Below are 1052 nucleotides of genomic sequence, written 5' to 3'. Positions count from 1 at the left end.
ATTGTTCTTTCTTATTCTGCATCTTCTTCTCCTTTCATTTCCAACTGCTGAGACTGATAGGTTTGGGCATACCAGCCATCTAAAGCTAGCAGGTCTTCGTGCGTGCCCCGTTCTATGATTTGGCCATTTTGCAGAACCAAAATCAGATCTGCATGGACAACTGCACTGAGACGATGGGCTGTGATGATAGTTGTCTTATCCTTCCGCGTCTCCTTGAGATTGTCGATGATCGCATATTCTGTCTTGGCATCCACGGCCGACAAAGAATCATCCAAAATCAAGATATCTGGATCTAAAATCATAGCCCGACTCATGGCCAGACGCTGCTTTTGACCACCAGAAAGACTGACTCCCTTTTCACCGATAATGGTCTCAAATCCCTGAGGCATGTCTACAATGTCTTGATAAACTTGAGCTAGCTTAGTCGCTTCCTCGACCGCTGAAAGGGGCAAGTTAGGATTGCCAAAGCGGATATTATCTAAAATCGAAGTCGCAAAGAGGAACTGATCCTGAGGAACATAGCCCATAAGACTACGAAGATCTGTCAGACGATAATCGCGAATATCGTGACCGTTTAGATAAATGGCTCCCTTATCCACATCGTACTCACGCAAGAGGAGCTTAATCAAGGACGTTTTTCCAGAGCCTGTTTGCCCGACCAATCCCAGAGTTTGCCCTTTTTCCAAACTAAAGTGAACATTTGTCAGTGTTTCCTCATTTTCAAATGCAAAACTATCAACGGCATACTGCAAGCGCCCGTTTTCAATTCCATCTAAAGGAAACTCAGGGTCCTGTACAGGTGATTCCTGAGACAAAAGTTCCTCAATTCTCTGGTAAGAAACCTTCCCTCGCTGGGTAATATTAAAGAGGAAGCCGATGGCCATAAGAGGCCAAACTAGCATATCCAAGTAGCTGATAAAGGTAACTAGATTACCAACTGTAATCTGTCCCTCCTGAACCATCAAGGAGCCGACCAAGAGGGTTAACACATAGGATGAACCAACAAATAAGAGAACCATAGGGTCAAAGAGACTATCGTATTTCATGGTTTG

At 44.4% G+C, this 1052-nt stretch carries 1 protein-coding gene; it reads right to left on the bottom strand.

Annotated elements, in window-relative coordinates; translation table 11 throughout:
* Positions 1 to 11: 11 nt before the first annotated feature.
* Positions 12 to 1052: ABC transporter ATP-binding protein (locus GMD1S_RS10430; protein ID WP_000303930.1), on the bottom strand; the 1041-nt coding region annotated here is incomplete at its 5' end.

The sequence above is a fragment of the Streptococcus sp. GMD1S genome (assembly GCF_000296875.1).
Lineage (GTDB): Bacteria > Bacillota > Bacilli > Lactobacillales > Streptococcaceae > Streptococcus.
The sequence above is the reverse complement of the archived record's forward strand: the minus strand, read 5'-3'. Positions and strand labels throughout refer to the sequence as shown.